This window comes from Micrococcus sp. iso_229, from assembly GCF_058072725.1.
Map to the genome: position 1 here is coordinate 1,759,901 of NZ_CM176514.1, position 15,704 is coordinate 1,775,604.

At 74.8% G+C, this 15,704-nt stretch carries 16 protein-coding genes; 6 read left to right on the forward strand and 10 right to left on the reverse strand.

The features are described 5' to 3' along the window. Positions 1 to 49 precede the first annotated feature (49 nt). From AC3RKA_RS08055 to AC3RKA_RS08080, 6 genes are all read left to right on the forward strand, one after another. Positions 50 to 944 (forward strand): IS5 family transposase gene (locus AC3RKA_RS08055; RefSeq protein ID WP_489727095.1). Its coding sequence is split into 2 segments (ribosomal slippage): positions 50 to 406 and positions 408 to 944, totalling 894 coding nucleotides; the frame shifts between segments, so codons are not numbered across the junction. A gap of 55 nt (positions 945 to 999) precedes the next feature. After that, positions 1,000 to 2,196 carry a glutamate--cysteine ligase gene (locus tag AC3RKA_RS08060; RefSeq protein ID WP_489727096.1) on the forward strand — a complete coding sequence of 399 codons (1,197 nt, stop codon included), beginning with the start codon at positions 1,000 to 1,002 and terminating at the stop codon, positions 2,194 to 2,196. Positions 2,197 to 2,278: 82 nt separating this feature from the next. Next, positions 2,279 to 3,454 carry a zinc-dependent alcohol dehydrogenase gene (locus AC3RKA_RS08065; RefSeq protein WP_098470683.1) on the forward strand — a complete coding sequence of 392 codons (1,176 nt, stop codon included), beginning with the start codon at positions 2,279 to 2,281 and terminating at the stop codon, positions 3,452 to 3,454. Beyond that, positions 3,451 to 4,482 (forward strand): NAD-dependent epimerase/dehydratase family protein, encoded by a 1,032-nt coding sequence (locus AC3RKA_RS08070; protein ID WP_060775392.1) that lies wholly within the window; start codon positions 3,451 to 3,453, stop codon positions 4,480 to 4,482. Before AC3RKA_RS08065 ends, AC3RKA_RS08070 begins: the two co-directional genes overlap by 4 nt. Before the next feature lie 5 nt (positions 4,483 to 4,487). Then, positions 4,488 to 4,982: an ABC transporter substrate-binding protein gene (locus AC3RKA_RS08075; RefSeq protein WP_489727097.1), complete on the forward strand. Its 495-nt coding sequence runs from the start codon at positions 4,488 to 4,490 to the stop codon at positions 4,980 to 4,982. Further along, a complete protein-coding gene (locus AC3RKA_RS08080) occupies positions 4,979 to 6,010 on the forward strand; it encodes a cation diffusion facilitator family transporter (protein WP_489727098.1) in 1,032 nt (343 codons plus the stop codon). Before AC3RKA_RS08075 ends, AC3RKA_RS08080 begins: the two co-directional genes overlap by 4 nt. An 8-nt stretch (positions 6,011 to 6,018) precedes the next feature. Here AC3RKA_RS08080 and AC3RKA_RS08085 read toward each other — a convergent pair whose 3' ends face one another. From AC3RKA_RS08085 to glgX, 10 genes are read right to left on the reverse strand one after another with little or no spacing between them, the layout of a single operon-like run. Then, entirely contained in the window at positions 6,019 to 6,549 is a 531-nt protein-coding gene (locus tag AC3RKA_RS08085; protein WP_489727099.1) for a hypothetical protein, read from the reverse strand. A 50-nt stretch (positions 6,550 to 6,599) separates the two neighbouring features. Beyond that, complete coding sequence (gene tsaD / locus AC3RKA_RS08090) at positions 6,600 to 7,691, reverse strand: tRNA (adenosine(37)-N6)-threonylcarbamoyltransferase complex transferase subunit TsaD (protein ID WP_136939909.1); 1,092 nt, start codon at positions 7,689 to 7,691, stop codon at positions 6,600 to 6,602. 26 nt (positions 7,692 to 7,717) lie between these two features. Further along, complete coding sequence (locus tag AC3RKA_RS08095) at positions 7,718 to 8,305, reverse strand: GNAT family N-acetyltransferase (RefSeq protein WP_489727100.1); 588 nt, start codon at positions 8,303 to 8,305, stop codon at positions 7,718 to 7,720. Further along, complete coding sequence (gene tsaB, locus AC3RKA_RS08100) at positions 8,302 to 8,973, reverse strand: tRNA (adenosine(37)-N6)-threonylcarbamoyltransferase complex dimerization subunit type 1 TsaB (protein ID WP_206397556.1); 672 nt, start codon at positions 8,971 to 8,973, stop codon at positions 8,302 to 8,304. Before tsaB ends, AC3RKA_RS08095 begins: the two co-directional genes overlap by 4 nt. A gap of 10 nt (positions 8,974 to 8,983) precedes the next feature. Then, the gene (gene tsaE, locus AC3RKA_RS08105) at positions 8,984 to 9,610 is read right to left on the reverse strand and encodes a tRNA (adenosine(37)-N6)-threonylcarbamoyltransferase complex ATPase subunit type 1 TsaE (protein ID WP_049160271.1); all 627 of its coding nucleotides are present in this window, start codon (positions 9,608 to 9,610) and stop codon (positions 8,984 to 8,986) included. Further along, positions 9,607 to 10,812, reverse strand: coding sequence for an alanine racemase (gene alr / locus AC3RKA_RS08110; RefSeq protein ID WP_489727101.1), 1,206 nt, complete (start codon positions 10,810 to 10,812; stop codon positions 9,607 to 9,609). Before alr ends, tsaE begins: the two co-directional genes overlap by 4 nt. After that, entirely contained in the window at positions 10,809 to 12,386 is a 1,578-nt protein-coding gene (locus AC3RKA_RS08115) for an NAD(P)H-hydrate dehydratase (RefSeq protein ID WP_489727102.1), read from the reverse strand. The genes alr and AC3RKA_RS08115 overlap by 4 nt, the downstream gene beginning before the upstream one ends. Then, entirely contained in the window at positions 12,383 to 12,763 is a 381-nt protein-coding gene (locus AC3RKA_RS08120) for a holo-ACP synthase (protein ID WP_049160506.1), read from the reverse strand. Before AC3RKA_RS08120 ends, AC3RKA_RS08115 begins: the two co-directional genes overlap by 4 nt. After that, the gene (locus AC3RKA_RS08125) at positions 12,760 to 13,491 is read right to left on the reverse strand and encodes a hypothetical protein (RefSeq protein WP_489727103.1); all 732 of its coding nucleotides are present in this window, start codon (positions 13,489 to 13,491) and stop codon (positions 12,760 to 12,762) included. Before AC3RKA_RS08125 ends, AC3RKA_RS08120 begins: the two co-directional genes overlap by 4 nt. Then, positions 13,488 to 15,617, reverse strand: a complete 2,130-nt coding sequence (glgX, locus tag AC3RKA_RS08130; protein WP_222958480.1) for a glycogen debranching protein GlgX — start codon at positions 15,615 to 15,617, stop codon at positions 13,488 to 13,490. The genes AC3RKA_RS08125 and glgX overlap by 4 nt, the downstream gene beginning before the upstream one ends. Between the last annotated feature and the right edge of the window lie 87 nt (positions 15,618 to 15,704).

The following is a 15,704-nucleotide window of genomic DNA, read 5'->3' on the forward strand; positions in this document are numbered from 1 at the left end:
TAGGGCGTGTCTGAGAATAGATGCACGAGTCAGCTGAGACCCTGGGGACATGTCCCGGTTCCAGATGCTCTCCGACGCCCAATGGGAGTTGATCGCCCCGATGCTCCCGACCCGGACCGGCCGCGCCGGCAGGCCGTTCGCCGACGCCCGCACCATGGTGGAGGCGATCATCTACCGGTACCGGTGCGGAATCGCTTGGAGGGATCTGCCCGAGGTCTACGGGCCCTGGCAGACCGTGTGGACCTGGCATCGGCGCTTGGCTGAAGAGGGCACCTGGGACACGGTGCTGGCCACGCTGACCGCCGCCGCTGACGCCGAAGGCCTGATCGATTGGTCGGTCTCGGTGGACTCCACGATCGCCCGCGCCCACCAGCACGCGACGAACATCACCCGCCACACAGGGGGATGGATCGAACTACAAGAATCCGCGTGAGGAGCCGGCCGATCACGGCATCGGGCGCTCCCGTGGCGGGCTGAGCACGAAGATCCATCAGCTCGTCGATGGGACCGGGCTGCCGCTGGTCAGCCTGATCACCCCCGGCCAGGCAGGGGACTCCCCGATGCTGCTTCCTCTTCTGGAGCAGCTGCGCGTGACCCGGCCAGTAGGGCGGCCCCGGACCCGCCCCGAGGCCGTGCTGGGCGATAAGGCGTACTCCTCCCGGGCGATCCGCACCCACCTACGTGCCCGTGGGATCAAAGCGGTCATCCCCGAACCGGCCGACCAGCAGGGCCACCGCAGACGGCGCGGTGCCCGCGGCGGGCGCCCCGTCAGCCTCGACGCGGACGCCTACAAGGGCCGCAACGTCATCGAGCGTCAGTACGCTCACCTGAAGCAGTGGCGGGGTCTGGCGACCCGGTATGACAAGTACGCGATCATCTACAGGGCCGCTCTGGTCCTGAATGCTGTGCTCGCATGGTCAAAACGATTGTCAGACATGCCCTAGGTCCGAAGCGTGGACACCAGGCGCAGACCCGGCAGGGGCTTCTAGGATGGGCGGCATGACTCTGCCCTTCGCCGACTCCGCGCAGTCCACTCTCGGAATCGAGTGGGAGCTCGCTCTCGTGGACGCCGTGTCCGGCGAGCTGCGCTCCGAGGCCCCGGACCTGCTGCGCGCCCTGCATGTGGCCGAGGGCCTGGCCGACGACGACGTGAACCCGCACATGACCAGCGAGCTCCTGCAGAACACGGTGGAGCTCGTCACGGGCGTGCACGAGCGCGTCGACGCCGCGACGGCGGACCTCGGCCGGATCGCCGCGCGCGTGGCCGACGCCGCGGCCGCGCGGGGCATCTCCCTGTTCTGCCAGGGCACGCACCCGTTCGCGGACGCGATCGCGCAGCCCTCGACACCCAGTGAGCGCTACGACCGCATGCTGGATCTCACCCAGTACTGGGGTCGGCAGCTGCTGATCTTCGGCGTGCACGTGCACGTGGGCCTGGACGACGTCTCCAAGGCCATGCCGGTGGTGAACGGCCTGGTCAACCGCGTGCCGCACCTGCTCGCGCTCTCGGCCTCCTCCCCCTTCTGGGCGGGCACGGACACGGGCTACCAGTCCCAGCGCACCCTCCTGTTCCAGCAGCTGCCCACGGCCGGCCTGCCGTTCCAGTTCCAGGAGTGGGAGGACTTCGAGCGCTGCGTGGCCCAGATGGAGCAGGTGGGCATGATCGCGGACGTCACCGAGTGCCGCTGGGACGTGCGGGCCGTGCCGCGCCTGGGCACGGTGGAGATGCGCGCGTGCGACGGCCTGGCCACGCTCGAGGAGATCGCCGCCGTGACCGCCTACACGCAGTGCCTCGTGGACGACCTGTCCGCGAGCCTGGAGCGCGGTGAGACGGTCGAGGTCCTGCCGCCGTGGCACGTGCAGGAGAACAAGTGGCGCGCCGCCCGGTACGGCATGGACGCCACCGTGATCGTGGACGCCCGGGGCACCCAGGTCCCGCTGGCGGAGCACCTGCCGGCGGAGATCGAGCGACTGACCCCGGTCGCCGAGCGGCTGGGCTGCGCGGCGGAGCTCGCCGGCGTCCAGGCGATGATCGACGACGGCGGCGCCGCGCGTCAGCGTCGCGTGGAGGCGCAGGCCCTGGCCGGCCCGCCGGCCGCGGGTGAGGACACGGATGACGCGGTGGCCCCGCTGCGCGCGGTCGTGCTGGACGCCGCCGCCCGCACCCGCGCGTCGCTGGAGGGCCGCGGCGGCTGAGCGGCCGCTCCCCCGACGAGGTGGCGGTCCCGCCGCGCCTGCACGCTTCCGCCGGCGCGCCCGGCGCGGTTACGGTCGCACCATGCGAGCACTCACATGGCAGGGAAAGCGCAACGTCGCCGTCGAGGACGTCCCGGATCCTCGGATCCAGGAGCCGACGGACGCGATCATCGAGGTCACCTCGACCGGCATCTGCGGTTCGGACCTGCATCTGTACGAGGTCCTGGGGCCGTTCATGGACGCGGGGGACGTGATCGGCCACGAGCCGATGGGCATCGTCCGCGAGGTCGGGTCCGAGGTCACCCACATCCGGCCCGGTGACCGGGTGGTCGTGCCCTTCACCATCTCCTGCGGCCGGTGCTGGATGTGTCAGCGCGGGCTGCAGTCCCAGTGCGAGACCACCCAGGTGCGGGAGCAGGGCTCCGGCGCCGCACTCTTCGGCTACTCCCGGCTCTACGGCTCCGTCCCCGGCGGACAGGCCGAGCTCCTGCGTGTGCCCCACGCGGACTACGGCCCCGTGAAGGTGCCGCACACCGGCCCGGATGAGCAGTGGCTGTTCCTCTCGGACGTGGTCCCCACCGCCTGGCAGGGGGTCCAGTACGCGAACGTCCCCGACGGCGGCACGCTCGCGGTGCTCGGCCTCGGCCCCATCGGTCAGCTGGCGGCGCGCATCGGCGTGCACCTGGGATACCGGGTGTTCGGCGTCGACCCGGTCCCCGAGCGCCGCGCGATGGCGGCCCGGCACGGCATCGAGGTCCTGGACGCCGACGGCGGCGAGGCCGAGGTGCTCCGCGAGCGCACCGGCGGCCGCGGCCCCGACGCGGTCCTGGACGCGGTCGGCATGGAGGCGCACGCCTCCCCGGTGGGGCACGCGGCCCACACCGCCGTGGGCCTGCTGCCCGACGCGCTCGGCCGGGCGGCCATGAAGACCGCCGGCGTCGACCGCCTGAGCGCCCTCCACACCGCGATCGACGCGGTCCGCCGCGGCGGCACGGTGTCGCTCTCCGGGGTCTACGGCGGCATGAAGGACCCGATGCCGATGCTCACCCTGTTCGACAAGCAGATCACCCTGACGATGGGCCAGTGCAACGTCCGTCGCTGGGTGGACGACCTGCTGCCCCTGCTCGACGACCCGTCCGACCCCCTCGGCGTGCTCGACCTGGCCACGCACACCGCCCCGCTCGAGGACGCGCCCGCCCTCTACGAGACGTTCCAGAAGAAGGAGGACGGCTGCGTGAAGGTGGTCTTGAAGCCGTGAGGATCGTCGTCCTGGGCGCGACGGGCAACGTCGGCACCGCTGTCCTGCGCCGCCTCCAGGCCGCGGACGAGGTGAGCTCGATCGTGGGCGTGAGCCGTCGCGGCCCGGACCGGGCCGGAGCGCCCTACGACGGCGTCGAGTGGCACCGCCTGGACGTCGCGGAGCCCACGGCGGCGGGGCGGCTGCGCGAGATCGTCGCCGGCGCGGACGCCGTCGTCGACCTGGTGTGGGTGATCCGCCCCAACCGCGACCGCGACCACCTGCGCGCCGTCAACGTGGCCGGCAACGAGCGGGTGTTCCGGGGCGTGGCCGAGGCGGGCGTGCCGCACCTGGTCTACGCGTCCTCGGTGGGCGCGTACGGGCCCGGGCCGAAGGGCCGCGCCGTGGCCGAGTCCCATCCCACCACCGGGGTCCCCACCTCGCACTACGCCGCACAGAAGGCCGAGGTCGAGTCGATCCTCGACCGCGTGCAGGCCGAGCACCCCGAGCTGCTCGTGACCCGGCTGCGCCCCGGGCTGATCTTCCAGTCCGCCGCCGGGCCCGAGATCAAGGACTACTTCCTGGGGGACCTCGTCCCCGCCCGGCTGGTCGCCCGCCTGCGCACCCCGGTGCTGCCGTTCCCGCGGGGCCTGCGGTTCCAGGCGCTCACGGCCCAGGACGTGGCGGACGCGTACTGGCGCGTGATCGCCCACCGCGCGGGCGGGGCCTTCAATGTGGCCGCCGACCCCGTGCTGGACGCGCACACCATGGGCACCGTCCTCGGGGCGCGCCGCATCCTGGAGCTGCCCGTGGGCCTGTTCCGAGCGGCCGCGGCGCTGACCTACCGGGCACGGCTGCAGCCCACCGACCCGGGGTGGGTGGACATGGCCGCGGCGGTGCCCATCATGGACACCACGGCCCTGCGCGCCGCGACCGGCTGGTCCGAGACCACCGACGCCCGGGAGGCGGTCCGCCTCGTGCTCGACCATCTCGACGGCGCCGAAGGCCTCGGCAACGCCGGGCACCGCTCGCACTCGCCCACGGAATGAGGACGATGACCCTCACCCGCCGGACCGCCCTGACGGGCCTGCTCGGGAGCGCCGCCCTCGGGTTCACCGCCTGCACCTCCTCCGGCTACCCCGCCGACCCGGAGGGCACCCTGGACCGCGTCACGGGCGGGGTGCTGCGCGCCGGCGTCGTGCACCACCCGCCCCACGTGGACGCCTCGGGCGCCGAGCCCGTCGGCCCCGAGCCCGACCTGATCCGCGGCTTCGCGGCGGCGCACGACGCACGCGTCGAGTGGACCGTGGCCGGGGAGGAGGCGCTCATGACCGCGCTGGAGAAGGGCGACATGGACCTGGTGGCCGGCGGCCTGACCTCGGCGTCCCCGTGGACGTCGCACGCGAGCATCACCCGCCACTACGCCGAGGCGCAGGGTCCGGACGGCGAGCCGGTGAAGCTCGTGATGGCCGTGCCCCTGGGTGAGAATCAGATGCTCACGGCCCTCGAGTCGTACTTCGACCAGCGCGCAGCGGAGGCTGCCCGATGACGCGGCAGGACACCCGCGAGAAGGGGCCGAGCGGGCGCCGGTTCGGCGCCACGGAGCTGCCCCCGGAGATCGAGCGCGTGGTCCAGCAGGCCAAGCGGCTCGAATGGGCGACGCTGGGGGTGATCGTGGTCACGATCGTCCTCGTGGCGATCGTGATGGGCTCCTCGCAGGCCATGCGGGCCGCGTGGATCGAGGACCTGCTCTCCCTGATTCCGCCGATCGCGTTCCTCATCGCCCTGCGCGTGGCCCGCATGGCCCCGACGCGGGCCCGGCCCTACGGCTCTCACCGGTCCGTCGGGGTGGGGCACCTCGTGGCCGCCGTCGCCCTGTCCGTGATGGGCGTGGTCCTCGTCGGCGACTCCATCCTGGGCCTGGTGACGGCGGAGCACCCGCCCATCGGCACGTTCGACCTGTTCGGGCACACCGTGTGGCAGGGCTGGTTCATGATGGCCGTGATGGCCCTGTCCGTGCCGGGGCCCATGATCCTCGGCCACAAGAAGCTCAGGCTGGCCGAGCAGCTCCACGACCGCGTGCTGTACGCGGACGCGGACATGAACAAGGCGGACTGGCAGACGGGCGTGGCGACCATCGTCGGCGTGGCCGGCATCGGCCTGGGCTGGTGGTGGGCGGACTCCGCTGCGGCGATCTTCGTGGGCGTGAGCATCCTGCTGGACGGCTGGAAGAACCTGAAGGAGGCCGTCACGAACCTGGCGGATCGCCGCGCCGCCACGATCGACGGCGCCCGGCCACACCCGCTCATCGACCGTGCCGAGCGGGTCGCCTGGGCGGAGCCGTGGGTGCGCCATGCGGGCGCCCGCGTCCGGGACGAGGGCCACGTGTTCCACGTCGAGATGTTCGTGGTGCCGCACGAGGGGGCGGACGTGACGGTGGCCCGCTGCTGCGCGCTGCGGGACGCGGTCACCGCCCTGGACTGGAAGCTGCAGGACGTCGTCGTCGCCCCGGTGGCCGAGCTGCCCGCCGAGGTGCACGGCGGCGGCCCCGAGGAGCACCAGACGGGCGAGGAGTAGCCCGGGCCTCAGCCGGCCAGGAACCGTCCCTCGAGGGTGGCAGAGGTGATGCGCTGGACCTCGCGCTGCTGGTCGGCGGCCCTCTGGCGCAGGGCATGCATCTCGGCGGCGTCGACCGCCGGCAGGTGCGGCGCGAGCTGTTCGAGGACGTCCCACATCGCGGACTTGGCCTGGAGCATGCCCTGCAGCAGGTCCAGTTCGATCTGCGTCCAGCCGGAGCCGCGCGTGCGCAGCGCGTTCACGGGGTTGAGGCGTCCACCGACCTCGGCCGCCGCGCCGGCGGCCCGGTCCACCAGCGGGGTGCGGAGGCCCAGCTCGCCGATGAGCGCCTCGAGGCGGTCCTGGTCGTCCTGGACGGCGTCGCCGAGGCGGCGCAGCGCGGCCTCCTGCGGGGTGCCGGCCCAGGTCTGCTCGGCGGCGCGGAACGCCTTCACACCCGAGCGTGAGCCGAGCAGGTGCTGATTGAGGAAGTCCTCCAGCATCTGCTCGTCCACGGCGGCGGAGGTGGACCCGGGGCGAGGGTGCTCATGGCCGGTCATGGGCCCTGTCTACGGAACGCGCGGGCGTGGCGGCAAGAGGCCGGGCGCGGTCAGACGCTGACGACCTCGACCGGCTGTCCCGGGTCCGCGCCGAACCACGCGTCGGAGGGGGCGACGCCGTCGCGCACCAGGCGTGCGCCGAGCGCGGCGACCATCGCCCCGTTGTCGGTGCACAGGTTCACGGGCGGGACGGTCAGCTCGATGCCGGCGGAGCGGCACCGGTCGGCGAGCAGGGCGCGCAGGCGCGAGTTCGCCGCGACGCCGCCGCCGAGCATCAGGTGGGTGAGCCCGTGCTCGCGGCAGGCGCGGACGGCCTTGGCGGTGATCACGTCCGCGACGGCCTCCTGGAAGGAGGCGGCGATGTCCGCGCGCGGCACCTCGAGGCCGCGGGCCTCGAACTGCTCCACGGCGCGGGAGACGGCGGTCTTCAGCCCGGAGAAGGACCAGTCGTGCCGGTGCGGGCCGGGCTCCTCGGCGCTGCCGACGAACTTGCCCGCGGTGAGCCCGCGCGGGAAGCGGAAGGCCGTCGGATCGCCCTCGGCGGCGAGCCGGTCGATCACGGGGCCCCCGGGGTAGCCCGCCCCGATGAGCCGGGCGACCTTGTCGTACGCCTCGCCGGCCGCGTCGTCGATGGTCGAGCCCAGCAGCTCGACCTCGGAGCTGATCCGGCCCACGCGCAGGATCTCGGTGTGCCCACCGGAGACGAGCAGCGCGCCCAGGTCCGCGGGCAGGTCGTCCCACGCCGCGGGCCGCACGCCGTCCAGCATCCCGACGCCCACGTGCGCCACGAGGTGGTTGATGCCGTAGAGGGGCGTGCCGAGGGCCGTGGCCAACGCCTTGGCCCCCGCGACCCCCACCATGAGGGCGCCCGCCAGACCCGGACCGGAGGTGACGGCGATCGCGTCGAGGTCCGCGAGGGTGACGTCGGCGGTGTCCAGGGCGCGGCGGATCGTGGGCACGAGGGCCTCGAGGTGCGCGCGGGCGGCGATCTCCGGGATCACGCCGCCGAAGCGCACGTGCTCCTCCACGGAGGAGGCGACCTCGTGGGCCAGCAGGGCGGTGCCGCGGACGACGCCGACGCCGGTCTCGTCGCAGGAGGACTCGATGCCGAGCACGAGGGGGGCTGCGGTGGCGGTGGGCATGGGCTCCAGTCTAGTGAGCGGCCCGGTCACAGGGCCTTGCGCATGATCACGGCGTCCTCGCCGCCCGGGTAGTAGCGGCGACGCACGTGCAGCTCCTCGAATCCGTGGCGCGCGTAGAGTCGCCGGGCGACGGCGTTGGAGGCCCGGACCTCGAGCATGAGGGCGCTCGCGCCGCGCGCCGCGGCCTCCGCGGCCATCCAGCGCAGCTGGGCCGCCCCGATCCCCCGCCCCTGCGCCGCCGCGACCGTGCCCACGGTCTGCACGTCGGCGACGTCGCCGACCACCATGATCCCGCCGTAGCCGACGATCTCGCCGGGGGCGGGGCCGTCGTCGTCCGCGGCGCCGGGCGCGGCCACGTCGCGGACGACCACGCGGTAGTCCCGGGTGGGCGGGCGGCCGTGCGCGTCCCGCCCGCCGGCGGGGCCGGTCTGGGCGAGCTCCTCCTCGTAGAAGTGCGCGGGCCAGGCGTCGAGCGGGAAGAGCGTGGCCTCGTGGGCGAGCACCTCGGGGACGTCCCACACGGTCATGGGGCGCAGCAGGTACCCGGGCGGCAGCCCGTGCCCGTCCTCGGCGGGGCGCCCGTCACCGGTCGGGGCCGGCTCGGCCGGACTCACGCGCCCGCCCGCTTGCGGGGGCCGGGGACCTTGGCATCGGACTCGCGCAGGTAGAGCGGCTCGGCCGGCACGAGGCCGCGGCCGCGCCGCAGGGCGAGCTCGGCCACCTGCCCCACCCCGACGGCGGACGGCGTGGCCGCCTCCCAGCCCGGCACCGCGCGCAGCGCCTCGGGGTAGAGCCCGGCCCCCGCGCCGTAGACGGGCAGCGGGGTGACCTCGTCCGCCGGCGAGACGAAGGGGCCGTGCAGCAGCGTCGGCTGCCCGCCGACCTGCGCGTAGTGGGCCCAGTAGACCTCGCGGCGGCGGGCGTCCGTGGCGACCACGAACTCCTCGATCCCGTGACGGAAGGCGTCGACGCCGGCCGTGTGGGCGAGCGCGTCGAGGCTGCGGACCCCGTGCACGGGCACGTCCCACGCCAGGCCGAGGGCGGCCGCCGTCGCCAGGCCCGCGCGCAGTCCCGTGAAGGGTCCGGGGCCGACGCCGACCGCGAGCGCATCCAGCGCGGTGCCGGTGACGCCGGCCTCACCGAGCACGGTCTGCACCGCGGGGGCGAGCACCTCGGCGTGGGCGTGGGTGTCGTCCGTGGCCCAGCGCGCGAGCTCCTCACCGTCCCGCAGGACGGCGACGGAGGCGGCGGCGGAGGAGTCGATCGCGAGGAGCAGGGCCATGGCGGCCAGTCTACGGAAGCACGACGCCGGCCCAGCGCGGGCCGCGGCCGGTCACGACGGCCGAACGCAGCTCCTCGGCCTGGCCCCCGTCCTCGTCGGAGAAGTCGGTGACGATGCCGTCCTCACCCTCCCCCGCCGAGGCCGCGGGGGCGTCCTCACCCCCGCGGGCCCGGACGATCTCGATGTCCAGCCACGAGGCGTCCGGGTCCTCGGGGAACCCGGCGAGGGACTCGGCCATGCCCCGGCCCCACTCGACGACGGTCACGGAGCGGTCCACGCTCGCGTCCAGGTCGAGGTCCGTGAGCTCCCCCGCCGAGCGCAGCCGGTACGCGTCCACGTGCACGAGGTCCGGGGTGCCCGCCGGGGCGTCGGCCGGGGCGGGGTGGACGCGGGAGAGGACGAACGTCGGCGAGACCACGCCGGAGGCCACGCCGAATCCGCTGGCCAGCCCCTGGGTGAAGGTCGTCTTGCCCGCGCCGAGGTCGCCCGTGAGGATCAGCACGTCGCCGGCGCGGAGCACCCCGGCGAGGGCGCGGCCGAACGCCCGGGTGCCGTCGGCGCCCTCGAGCGGGACCGTCGCCGTGAGCACGGGCTCCGGCAGGGTCGGGCCGGGGGCGGGGATCGCGTGGTCGCTCATGGGCGGGCCTCCTGGGTCGGCGTGGGGTCAACATGCTGCCGGTCCACGCGGCCTCCGATGCGGGTCACCAGCTCGTAGTTGATCGTCCCGGCGGCCGCGGCCCACTCCTCCACCGGGATGCCGGAGGCCGGTCCGAACAGCTCGACGGCGTCGCCGGGCGCGTCCGCGGCGTCCGGGCCGAGGTCCACCACGAACTGGTCCATCGCGATGCGGCCCACCACGGGGACGGTCCGGCCGCCGACGTGGACGCGCGTGCCCTCGACGACGCGCGGGACGCCGTCGGCGTAGCCGACGGGCACGAGCCCGAGGGTGGTGGGCTCCGCCGTGACATGGCGGAACCCGTAGGACACGCCCTGCCCGGCAGGGACGGCCTTGACGTTGGCCAGGACGGTGACGAGGGACATGGCCGGGCGCAGCCCGAGCTCGGCGGCGGTGACGTCCGCGAACGGGGAGAGCCCGTACAGGCCCAGGCCGACGCGCACCATGTCCAGGTGCGTGTCCGGCCGGGCGAGGGTGGCGGGCGTGTTGGCCAGGTGCCGCAGCAGCGGGTGGCCGAGCGTCTCGGCGGCCTCGGCGGCCATCCGTTCGAACCGCAGCAGCTGCGCCGTGGTCTCGGCGGCCCGGTCCGGCTCGTCCGCCACGCCGAGGTGGGAGAACACGCCCTCCACCCGCACGAGGCCCGCGGCCTCGAGCTCGGCGGCACGCGCGACGAACGCGGGCCACCGCTCGGGCGTGCAGCCGTGGCGGCCCAGGCCGGTGTCCGCCTTCAGGTGCAGGACGGCGCGGGCCTCGGGTCCGGCCCCGCCGCGGGCCCGCAGCCCGCGGACGGCGTCGGCGACGGCGTCCAGGTCCCAGCCCGAGACGCCGAGGGTCACCTCCGCCTCCACCGCGGCGGCGAAGTCCGTGGCCCCGGTGTGCAGCCACGCGAGCACGGGCAGGCGCACCCCCGCCGCGCGCAGGGCCAGGGCCTCGCGCACGTGGGCCACGCCGAGCCGGTCCGCGCCGGCGGCCGCGGCGGCGCGGGCGACGGCCACCGCGCCGTGGCCGTAGGCGTCGGCCTTGACGACGGCGGTCAGCAGCGGCCGGCTGCCGTCGGGACGGCGGATCCGCTCCTGCAGCACGCCCACGTTGTGCCGGACGGCCGCCAGGTCGATGCGTGCGGCGCGCTCGGTGTCCGCCGGGCTGACGTCGGCGCGGCTCATCGGACGGCCTCCGGCTCGGCGTCGTCCGGCCACCACAGGTGCGCGACGCGCACGCCCAGCGCGGCCGGCAGCGTGGCCGTGGTGATCCGCCCGGCGCGGGCCTGGTCGGCCCCGGCCCGGGCGTGCAGCCAGGCGGCCGCCGCCGCGAGCCGAGCCGTGGGCGCCGGGCCCGGATCCTCCCCGGCCCGGCGCGCCCGCGAGCGCCGCGCCACGTCCGCGGCCAGGACGGCGCCGATCACCCCGGAGAGCACGTCGCCGGTCCCGCCCATCGCGAGTTCGGGCCCGCCGCCGGTCACGACCCATGCCTCGCCGTCCGGGGCGACCACGAGGGTGCGCGGGCCCTTGAGCAGGACGGTGGCCCCGTGCGCAGCGGTCCACGCCCGCAGCGCCGCGAGCGGGTCGGCGGCGTCCGCGCCGTCCGCGGGGACGCGCTCGCGCAGGCGGGACCACTCCCCGGCGTGCGGCGTCAGGACCACGGGCGTGCCGGCCGCGCGCAGCGACCGCAGCTCGGCGGCGGTGACCAGGTCCAGGGCGGAGGCGTCGGCGAGCAGGGCCGCCTCCGGCCGCTCCTCGAGTGCGGCGAGGACGCCGGCCCAGCGCCGCCGCGCGTCGTGCTCGGTGTCCAGGCCGGGACCGGCCACCCAGGCGTCCGCGCGCGACGGCTCGGGCCCCTCCGCCGAGACCAGCGCCTCGGGGTGGGCGGCGAGCACCAGGTCCCGGGTGGTCTGCGGGCCGGAATGGTGCACCATGCCCGCGCCCGTCTGCAGCGCGCCCGCGCTCGCGAGCACGGCGGCCCCCGGGTAGCGCTCCGATCCGGCGACGACGACCACCACGCCGCGCGTGTACTTGTGGGCCTCGGCTGCGGGCGCCGGGTGGGCGGCACGTGCGGCGGCCTCGTCCATCACGCCCAGCCGCGCGGCCGGCGACGTCGGCAGGTGGGGTCCCAGCCCGATGTCCACCACGTGCACGGTGCCCGCGCGCGCCGCCCCCTCCCCGAGGACGAGGCCGGACTTGAGGGCGCCGAACGTCACGGTCGCGTCCGCGCGGAGGGCCTCCCCCCGCACCTCGCCGGTGTCCGCGTCCACGCCGGAGGGCACGTCGCACGCCAGCACGAGCGCGTCCGCCGGCAGGGCGCGCGCCGCGGCGGGCAGCTCATACTCGCCGGTGCAGCCCGTGCCGAGCACGCCGTCCACCACGAGCGCGGCCTCGGGCGGCACCGCGTCGGCGCGGCGTCCCCCGGCCGCTCGCAGCGCAGCCCAGCCCTCGGCGTGCCAGCGCGGGGCGCCGTCGTCGTCCCGGCGGACGGGCACGGCGACCGCGGCCACGCCCCGGCGGCGCAGGAAGGCCAGGGCGAACAGCGCATCCCCGCCGTTGTTGCCGGGGCCGACGAGGGCGGCCACGATCGTCCCGGCCACCGGGCCGCGCTCACGCAGCAGGGCGGCGGCGTGCTCGGCCAGGGCCCAGGCGGCGGCGCGCATCAGCTCCGGGCCGCGGCCGGCCGTGAGCAGGGGCTCCTCGGCCGTGCGCACGGCCGAGCCGGTCAGGGCGATGTGGGTCAGGTCATCGGCGGTCATGCGGGCTCCTCCTCGGCCGCGCGGCGTTCGGCGACCACGTAGGCGGTGGCGACGTCCCCGTCATGACTGAGGGAGAGGTGCCAGTGGGTGATGCCCAGGGCCTCGGCCTGGGCCTGGACGGTGCCGGTCAGGTGCACGGTGGGGCGGCCGTCGCCGTGGTCCGGGCGCGGGATCCAGCAGTGGTGCCACATCATCCCGGGCGGGGCGCCCATGGCCTTGGCGATCGCCTCCTTGGCGGCGAAGCGCGCGGCCAGCGAGCGCAGCGGCAGGTCCCGCTCCTCCGCGGTGAACAGGCGGGCGCGCAGCGCCGGCGTGCGCTCGAGCTGCGCCCGGAACCGCGGGACGTCCACCACGTCCACCCCCACGCCGACGATCATGCCGCCCCCGCCCGCCGGGCGCCCACGACGACGGCGCCGGCCTCGTCCCCGACGGGCTGCCCGCGCAGTCGCTTGGCCAGGTCCAGCGGCCACTGCAGCACGCCGGGCAGCTGCTGGTCGCAGCCCGGCGTGAGCATCGCCTTCCCGTTGGCCAGCACGCCGTAGACGCCGTGCCGCAGGCGGCCGAGCCGGTCGAAACCGGCGTCGAACGCGTACAGGGACACACGGCCCTCCTCGGGCGTGAAGCACCGCTCCGCCAGCAGCCGCGCGCGCTCCACGTGCTGGTGGAAGGTGAGCACGCCCAGGTGGTGCAGATCCAGTTCGCGCATGCGGTCGGCCGCGTGGATGACCTCGCCCTGGGTGGTCACCGGATCGGGCGCGAAGCACTCGACGGTGACGCCGGCCAACCGCGGGTCGCGCTCCTCCGGGCCGCCGCACAGCTTCTCGTGCCCGTCCGGCCCCAGGTACGCGGAGACGAAGAGCCGGTCGGTGACGCCGGACGCGGCGAGCTCGATCGCGGCGTCATAGACGCGGGGCTGGCTGTAGAGGACGAGGAGGGCGTCCACGCGCGGTGCGTCGTCCGGGTGCGGGTCCGTCACGGCGTGCGTGGCCCACCCCGCGCCGAAGGCCAGTCCCAGCGCCGCCAGCGTCGCCACGGTGGCGCAGAGGGCCCGCGCCCACCGCGGCAGGCCACGGCGGACGCGCCCCCGGTCGGCCTGCGCGCTCATGCGCCCTCGGGGACCTGCCGCAGCACGACGGTGGAGCGGGCCTGGACCTCGAGCACGTCCCCGGCGCGCACGCGGGGGTGCGAGCCGCTCGGGGCGACGTGGGACGAGGTGTCCACGACGACCTCCCACTCGGCCGGGAACGTGGGCCCGGGCAGGGTGTACGGCACGGGCTCCCACCACGCGTTCATGAGGACGTAGAAGTCCCGGTAGGGCTCCTCCCCGTCCTCGTCCCCGCGGGTGAGCATGTGCCCGTTGAGGTAGAAGCCGATCGACCGGGCCTCGGCGCCCCAGTCGTCCTCCGTCTTGGGGGTCGCGTCCGGCTCGAGCCACACGATGTCCGGCAGGGGCGCCTCGACGTCGCGGGCCGCGGGGCGACCGTCGAAGTGGTGGCGACGGCGGAACACCGCGTGGTCACGGCGCAGCGCGATCAGGTCGCGGGTGAACGCCACGAGCGAGTCGTCCATGGTGGACCAGTCGATCCACGAGATCTCGTTGTCCTGGCAGTAGGCGTTGTTGTTGCCGCCCTGGGTGCGGCCCAGCTCGTCGCCGTGGCTGATCATGGGCACGCCCTGGCTGATCAGCAGGGTGGCCAGGAAGTTGCGGCGCTGGCGGGCGCGCAGCGTCACGATCTCGGGGTCGTCGGTCTCCCCCTCGACGCCGCAGTTCCACGAGCGGTTGTGTGCCTCGCCGTCGTTGTTGTCCTCGCCGTTGGCGTCGTTGTGCTTCTCGTTGTAGGAGACGAGGTCACGCAGGGTGAAGCCGTCGTGGGCTGTGACGAAGTTCACGGATGCGCCGGGGCTGCGTCCGTCCCCCTCGTAGAGGTCGGCCGAGCCGGTCAGGCGGGTGGCGAACTCGCCGAGGGTGCCGGGCTCGCCCCGCCAGAAGTCGCGCACCGTGTCCCGGTACATGCCGTTCCACTCGGACCACAGGCCGGGGAAGTTGCCCACCTGGTAGCCGCCCCAGCCCACGTCCCATGGCTCGGCGATGAGCTTGACGGTGCGCAGCACCGGGTCCTGGCGGACCACGTCGAAGAACCCGGAGAACATGTCCGGGCCCTGCTCCCCCTCCACCCGGGTGAGGGTGGTGGCCAGGTCGAACCGGAAGCCGTCCACGTGCATCTCGGTGACCCAGTGGCGCAGGGAGTCCATGACCAGCTGGAGGGCCTTGGGGCTGGAGAGGTCCACCGAGTTCCCCGTGCCGGTGTAGTCCATGTAGTGCCGCTCGTCGCCCTCGACGAGGTGGTAGTAGCCGGCGTTGTCCAGCCCGCGCAGGCTGAGCATGGGGCCCTTGTCGTTGCCCTCGGCCGTGTGGTTGTAGACCACGTCGAGGATCACCTCGAGACCGGCGGCGTGCAGGTCCTTCACCATCTGCTTGAACTCGCGGACCTGGCCGCCCACCTCGGAGGAGGAGGCGTAGGCGGCATGCGGGGCGAAGAAGCCGAGCGTGTTGTAGCCCCAGTAGTTGCTCAGCCCCTTCTCCTGCAGGGTGGCGTCGTTGACGAACTGGTGCACGGGCATCAGCTCGACGGCGGTCACCCCGAGCTCGGTCAGGTGGCGGACCACCTCCGGGTGGGCCATGCCCGCGTAGGTGCCGCGCAGCTCCTCCGGGACGGCGGGGTGCAGCTTGGTCATGCCCTTGACGTGGGTCTCGTAGATCACCGTGTCCGTGAGCTCGACGGCGGGTGGGGCGTCATCGCCCCAGTCGAAGTCCTCGGCGACGACGACGCCGAGCATGCTCGTGCCCAGGTTGTCCGAGGTGTCGATGCGGTCCGGCTCGTCGAAGTCGTACGAGTGGTGCTGCTGGCCCCACTCGTAGTCGCCGGTGAACGCCCGCGCGTACGGGTCCACGAGGATCTTGGCCCGGTTGTGCCACAGGCCGCGGGCGGGGTCCCAGGGGCCGTGCACGCGGTAGCCGTAGCGCTGCCCGTGCCCGATGCCCGCCACGTGGGCGTGCCATGTGGTGCCGTGCCGCTCCTCGAGGGGGATGCGCGTCTCCGTGCCGTCGTCGGCGACGAGGCACAGCTCGACCGCCTCCACCTCGCGGGAGACCGCGAGGGCGAAGTTGGTGCCGGTCTCGTCCACGGTGGCCCCGAGGGGGTACGGCTGGCCGATCTCCACTGTGTGCATGACTCTCCGGGGTCTCGTCGTGCGGCCCGCCGGGTGTGGCGGGCCTCCTCGGGGAGTCTACTGGCGCGGGCGGACACCGTCCCGGGA